At 73.1% G+C, this 6,108-nt stretch carries 6 protein-coding genes; all 6 read left to right on the top strand.

Annotated features, from left to right (window positions below):
- Window positions 1–315: 315 nt before the first annotated feature.
- A complete protein-coding gene (locus tag AB0J52_RS23400) occupies window positions 316–771 on the top strand; it encodes a YbjQ family protein (protein WP_500184125.1) in 456 nt (151 codons plus the stop codon).
- Between the two features lie 194 nt (window positions 772–965).
- Entirely contained in the window at window positions 966–2,108 is a 1,143-nt protein-coding gene (gene efeO, locus AB0J52_RS23405; protein ID WP_500184127.1) for an iron uptake system protein EfeO, read from the top strand.
- On the top strand, window positions 2,105–3,454 hold the full coding sequence (gene efeB / locus AB0J52_RS23410; RefSeq protein ID WP_500184128.1) for an iron uptake transporter deferrochelatase/peroxidase subunit: 1,350 nt from the start codon (window positions 2,105–2,107) through the stop codon (window positions 3,452–3,454). The genes efeO and efeB overlap by 4 nt, the downstream gene beginning before the upstream one ends.
- Window positions 3,455–3,699: 245 nt before the next feature.
- Window positions 3,700–4,287, top strand: a complete 588-nt coding sequence (locus tag AB0J52_RS23415) for a TerD family protein (RefSeq protein WP_500184131.1) — start codon at window positions 3,700–3,702, stop codon at window positions 4,285–4,287.
- Window positions 4,288–4,330: 43 nt separating this feature from the next.
- Complete coding sequence (locus tag AB0J52_RS23420) at window positions 4,331–5,593, top strand: DUF475 domain-containing protein (RefSeq protein ID WP_500184133.1); 1,263 nt, start codon at window positions 4,331–4,333, stop codon at window positions 5,591–5,593.
- 168 nt (window positions 5,594–5,761) lie between these two features.
- A partial coding sequence (locus tag AB0J52_RS23425; protein WP_500184135.1) for an MGH1-like glycoside hydrolase domain-containing protein occupies window positions 5,762–6,108 on the top strand: 347 nt, incomplete at its 3' end.

Below are 6,108 nucleotides of genomic sequence, written 5' to 3' on the forward strand. Positions count from 1 at the left end.
GTCCGTGATGCGGCCGTACATCGCGCGCACCGGATCCTGACGCCCCGGCTCCGGCCTGCCGCCGGTCCCGGTCCGCGTCCGGTTGGGGCCCGCTCCCGGTTGGGGCCCGCTCCCGGTTGGGGCCCGCGCCCAGTTCCGGCTCGCGCCCAGTTCCGGCTCGCGCCCGGTTCCGGTCCGCGCCCGGTTCCGGCTCGCGCCGGGTCCCGCACATGGGACACGGTGCGAGTCGGAGCCGGGGCTTTCGGGGGAGGTGATACGAGGGCGGAAGAGGGGACAAGGCGCACATGTCGGAGGAGGACGGTAGCGTGGGGTGCCATGCTGATCGTGACGACTGACGCGGTGGCCGGGTACGCGATCCGGGGGATGCTCGGCGAGGCGCTCGGGGCGGCCGTCCAGACCGATCAGGCGGCGGCGCCCGGGGGCGGGTCCAGCGGGACGTTCCGGGTGAACACCGGCGAGCAGGCCGGGGCCGGCCTGCTGGCCGCGCGGCGGCAGGCGGTCGAGCGGCTCGCCGACGACGCCCGCCGCAAGGGCGCGAACGCCGTGGTCGGCATGCGGCTGGACACGGTGGCGCTCGGCGCCGGGGGCGGGCACGAGGTGTGCGCGTACGGGACGGCCGTGTGGATCGAACCCGTCCAGAACGTCCAGAACCAGCCGCAGCAGTACCAGCAGGGCGGTGCGGTGCCTCCGTACAACCCGGAGGCCGCGGCCGGCGGACCGCCGATGGCCGCGCGGAATCTGACCATCGGCCTCCGCGACCCCGGGCGCTGACCGGCGCTCAGGTCCCCGGAGACGCCCGGCGTCCCGTGGGTTTCGCCTTCCTGCGGAGCGCGGCGAACGGAGGGTGTCCGGGGTGGTTCTTCTCACTGTCCGGCGGGTGACTTGACGTCACGAGGTTAGGTTCAGCTAATTTAGGCAAGCCTTACCGAATAGCCGAATAGTCCGGCATCCGTCCTGGAGTCCGCATGCGTTCCTCGTCCCTGCTCGCCCTCGCGGGCGTCTCCGCCCTTTCGGCGTCCCTGCTCGCGGCCTGCGGAGGGGACGGCGACGGAGCGAAGGGCGGCGGTGACGCGATCAAGGTGACCGCCTCGGACGACGCGTGCGAGGTCGCCAAGACGGACCTGCCCGCCGGCAAGATCACCTTCAAGGTGTTCAACAAGGGCTCGCAGGCCAACGAGTTCGAGATCCTCCGCCCGGACGGCAAGATCATCGCCGAGCGGGAGAACATCGGCCCCGGCACCACGGTGAACTTCGTGGTGAACCTGGCCGCCGGCGACTACAAGGCGCTCTGCAGCGCGGGCCAGACGGGCAAGGGCCCGACCAAGGACATCAAGGTCACCGGCTCGGCCGGGGCCGCCGGCGCGGCCGACCCGCGCCTGACCGACGCCGCCTCCGAGTACAAGACGTTCGTCCTCGCGCAGGTGGACGACACGATCGCCAAGGCCCAGAAGTTCGCCGACGCGGTCAAGGCGGGCGACGTGGCGAAGGCCAAGGAGCTGTACGCGCCGTCCCGGATGGGCTGGGAGACGATCGAGCCGGTCGCGGAGAAGTTCGGGGACATCGACCCGAAGATCGACGCCCGTGAGGCCGACCTGAAGCCGGAGGAGAAGGCGGACTGGTCCGGCTGGCACCTGCTGGAGAAGGCCCTGTGGAAGGACGGCTCGGTCAAGGGCAAGGAGCAGTACGCCGACCGGCTGATGGCCGACCTGAAGAACCTCAAGGGCCAGATGGCGACGCTCACGATCGACCCCGTCAACGACATGGCGCACGGCGCCAAGGAGCTGCTGGACGAGGTCGCCACCGGCAAGGTCACCGGTGAGGAGGAGGCGTTCAGCCACACCGACCTCTGGGACTTCAAGGGCAACGTCGACGGCGCGAAGAAGGTCTACGACCTGCTCCGCCCGGTCGTCCAGCAGAAGGACGCGCAGCTCGCCCAGGACCTGGACGAGAACTTCGCCGCCGTTGAGAAGCTGCTGGCCAAGTACAAGAAGGGCGACGGGTACGTCTCCTACGACTCGGTCGGCAAGGAAGACCGCAAGTCCCTGGGCGACGCCGTGAACGCGCTCGGCGAGCCCCTGTCCAAGCTCGCGGGAGCAGTGGCCAAATGACCGGAAGCGGTGACGGGAAGCCCGGAGGCGAGAGCCGCCCGGACGCGGGTGACGCCCACGTGGACGAGATCCGCTCGGACGAGGGCCGCGCGGGCCGCCGCGCGGCCGCGGAGCCGCCGAAGGGCCGGATGTCCCGCCGCCGCATGCTCGGCTTCGGCGGCGCGAGCCTGCTCGTCGGCGCGGCGGCCGGAGCCGGGATCGACCGCGCCGTGGCCGTCGCCGACGAGGGCGACGCCGGGGCCGCGTCCGCCGTCCCGTTCCACGGCCCGCACCAGGCGGGGATCGCCACGCCCGTCCAGGACCGGCTGCACTTCGCCGCGTTCGACGTCATCACCGACGACCGCGCCAAGCTCGTCCGGATGCTGAAGCAGTGGACGGAGGCGGCGGCCGCGATGACCGCCGGAAGGCCCGTCGGCGCGGGCGCGGTCGGCGGCCCCGAGGTGTCCCCGCCGGACGACACCGGCGAGGCGCTCGGCCTCCCGCCGTCCCGGCTGACCCTGACGGTCGGGTTCGGGCCGACCCTGTTCGAGAAGGACGGCAAGGACCGGTTCGGCCTGAAGGCCAGGCGCCCGCCGGCCCTCGTCGACCTGCCGCACTTCCCCGGCGACAACCTCGACCCGAACCGCAGCGGCGGCGACATCGCCGTCCAGGCGTGCGCGGACGACCCGCAGGTCGCGGTGCACGCGATCCGCAACCTGGCGCGCATCGGGTTCGGCGTCGTCGCGGTCCGGTGGTCGCAGCTCGGGTTCGGCAAGACGTCCTCCACGACCCCGGACGCGCAGACCCCGCGCAACATGTTCGGCTTCAAGGACGGCACCCGCAACGTCGCCGGCACCGAGACGGCCGCGCTCGACCAGCACATCTGGGCGTCCGGGCGGGACGGCGCGGACTGGATGGCGGGCGGCTCCTACCTGGTCGCGCGGCGCATCCGCATGCACATCGAGACGTGGGACCGCTCGTCGCTCGGCGAGCAGCAGGACGTCATCGGCCGGGACAAGAACGAGGGCGCCGCGATCGGGCAGCGGCGCGAGCACGACCCGGTCGACCTCCCCAAGCTGAAGCCGACCGCGCACGTGCGGCTCGCGCACCCCGACTCCAACGGCGGCAGCCGCATCCTGCGCCGCGGCTACTCCTTCACCGACGGCTCGGACGGCCTCGGCCGCCTCGACGCGGGCCTGTTCTTCATCGCCTTCCAGCGGGATCCGCGCACCGGCTTCATCCGGATCCAGAACAATCTGGCGACCGATGCCATGAACGAATACATCCAGCACGTCGGATCGGGTATCTATGCGTGCCCGCCGGGCGTCCGCGAGGGCGGCCACTGGGGCGAGACCCTGTTCGGCTGAGCGGTGTTCGGCTGAGCGCGGTTCGGCCGAACGGCGCTCGGCTGAGCGGTCCGCGGGCCCGCCCCGGCCGCCCGGACGGCCGCCCTCCCGGCCGCTGCGCGCGGCCGGAAACGATCAAGCCGAGGAGCCGATCGCCGTGGGAGCGGATAGCATCGCCAGTGCGTCGAAGAACGTCCTGTCGTCGGCGTCCGGCCGCTCCCGCACGGCCGGCGGCCGGTTCGCCGACACCGAGGAAGTGGTCCGTCATGGGTGCTGCGCCCACCGGAGCGAGCGGCGTCCCCGGCTCCGGATCCGCCCCGCCGGCGGTGTCGGTGGGCTTCGGCTGGACGCCGCCGCGCGACCCCCGCGCCGACTTCGACCTGGACGCCTCGGCCCTCATGCTGGACGACGCGGGCGCCGTCCTCTCGGAGGACCACTTCGTCCACTTCAACAACCCGCGCAGCCCGGACGGCTCGGTCGAGCACCGCGGACCGGCCCCGGACGGCCCGGGCGAGATCATCGACGTGGACCTCGCCGCCGTCCCGGACCGCTGCGCGCGCATCGCCTTCCCCGTCTCGATCTTCGACGCGGCCAACCGGGGGCAGCGCTTCGGCCAGGTCGCGGCGGTGTCGGTCCGGCTGGCCCGGCGTCCGGACGGGGCCGAGCTGGCCCGCTACGACCTGCCCGCCCGCCGCGACGACCCGGCGACGGCGGTCCTGCTCGGCGAGCTGGCCCGGGACGGCCGGAGCGGCCGGCCCGCCCGCGACGGGGGCTGGACGTTCCATCCGGTCGGCCGGGGCTACCCGGGCGGCCTGCGCGACCTCGTCCTCGACCACGGCCTGGCGGCCCGATGACCCGCTCCACCCCCCACCGACCCTCGACACGGAAACCGGGCGCATGATCCTACGCACCTTCGGCTGGTCGCTGGCCCTCACGGGCGCGGCCCTGCTCGCCGCGCTGGCCTACCAGGGGCCCGAGGCGCTCGCCCTGGTGGCGATCCTGGCCGTCCTGGAGATCTCGCTGTCGTTCGACAACGCCGTGGTGAACGCCAAGGTGCTCGACCGCATGTCCCCGTTCTGGCAGAAGATCTTCCTGACGGTCGGCATCGCGGTCGCGGTGTTCGGCATGCGGCTGGTGTTCCCGCTGGTCATCGTCGCGCTCACGGCGAAGCTGAGCCCGGCCCGGGCGTTCGACCTCGCGCTGTCCGAGCCGCACCGGTACGAGACGATCATGCGGGACGCCTACCCGATGATCGCCGGGTTCGGCGGCGCGTTCCTGCTGATGCTCTACCTGAACTGGGTGTTCGAGGACCGCGAGCTGCGCTGGCTCGGCCCGGTCGAGCGGGCGCTCGCCCGGCTCGGCCGGCTCGACCAGCTCCCCGTGGTGATCACCGGCGGGGTGCTGGCGCTGGTCTCCGGCCTGGTCGCCGACGACCCGGCCGAGGTGATGATCGCCGGGGTGCTCGGCATGATCACCTACATCCTGGTGGACGGCCTCGGCGAGATGTTCTCCGAGGCGGGCGACGACGAGGACGGCTCCGAGGAGGACGGAGAGGGCGGTGAGGACGGCCGGGCCCGCCGCGGCCCGAGCAGCGCCGCGCTCGCCGCCGGCAAGGCCGGGTTCTTCCTGTTCCTGTACCTGGAGGTGCTGGACGCGTCGTTCTCGTTCGACGGCGTGATCGGCGCGTTCGCGATCAGCACCGACCCGGTCGTCATCGCGCTCGGCCTCGGCGTCGGCGCGCTGTTCATCCGGTCGCTGACGGTCTACCTCGTCCGCCGGGGGACCCTGCACGAGTACGTCTACCTGGAGCACGGCGCGCACTGGGCGATCGGCGCGCTGTCGGTCTGCATGATGATCAGCATCGGGCACGAGCTGCCGGACTGGGTGACCGGCGGGATCGGCGCGGGCCTGATCCTGGTGTCGTTCGCGTCCTCGGTCGTCCGCAACCGCCGCGAGGGCGTCGTCGACGTCGATCCGCTGGCGTCCGCCGGACCCGCGGCCGCCGGTCCGGAGGGGGGCTCGGACGCCGTGGAGCGTTCCGCCGACCCGGACACCGCCGAGCACGAGACCGCCGAGCACGAGACCGCCGAGCACGAGGAGCCGGAGCGGGCCGGTCACGGGGGCCGCGCCACCTCCCGCTCGCGCCTCAACGACCGCTGAACCACGCCCCGGCCGCCGCCGCGTCCCCACGCGCGGTGGCCGACAGCGGTCAATCACGGACGAGTCGGGACATACGAAGACAAGCTACGCGTCGTCAGGGGTCGTCGGGACGCCGTCCAGCGGTCACAATCGCGGTAACCGCACCGGCCGGGAGGACCCGCGACACTTATGAGCTCCCGTCTCACCGGCGACGAGACCGCCCTCTGGCAGGCCGCCGCCCGGGTTCTGGACGCCAACTGGACGGGGACGGCGACCGTCCCCTCGCCGGGCCTGTACCCGCACCAGTGGAGCCTGGACTCCGCCTTCGCCGCGATGGGGCTCGCCCGGCACCGCCGCGACCGCGCCGAGCGTGAACTGCTGTCGCTGTTCCGCGGCCAGTGGGCGGACGGCATGCTCCCGCACCTGGTGTTCAACGGCACGCTGCCCCGGCACGCTTACTTCCCCGGCCCCGAGATGTGGCACGGGAGCCGCCGCACGCGCCGCTCCCCGCGCGGCGTCCGGACGTCCGGGCTCAC

The organism is Spirillospora sp. NPDC049652, assembly GCF_040675125.1.
Classification (GTDB): Bacteria; Actinomycetota; Actinomycetes; order Streptosporangiales; family Streptosporangiaceae; genus Spirillospora.

Coding starts and splice junctions, on each gene's coding strand:
- efeB (WP_500184128.1), top strand. CDS start 2,105: ATGACCGGAAGCGGTGACGGGAAGCCCGGAGGCGAGAGCCGCCCGGAC.
- AB0J52_RS23420 (WP_500184133.1), top strand. CDS start 4,331: ATGATCCTACGCACCTTCGGCTGGTCGCTGGCCCTCACGGGCGCGGCC.
- AB0J52_RS23400 (WP_500184125.1), top strand. CDS start 316: ATGCTGATCGTGACGACTGACGCGGTGGCCGGGTACGCGATCCGGGGG.
- AB0J52_RS23415 (WP_500184131.1), top strand. CDS start 3,700: ATGGGTGCTGCGCCCACCGGAGCGAGCGGCGTCCCCGGCTCCGGATCC.
- efeO (WP_500184127.1), top strand. CDS start 966: ATGCGTTCCTCGTCCCTGCTCGCCCTCGCGGGCGTCTCCGCCCTTTCG.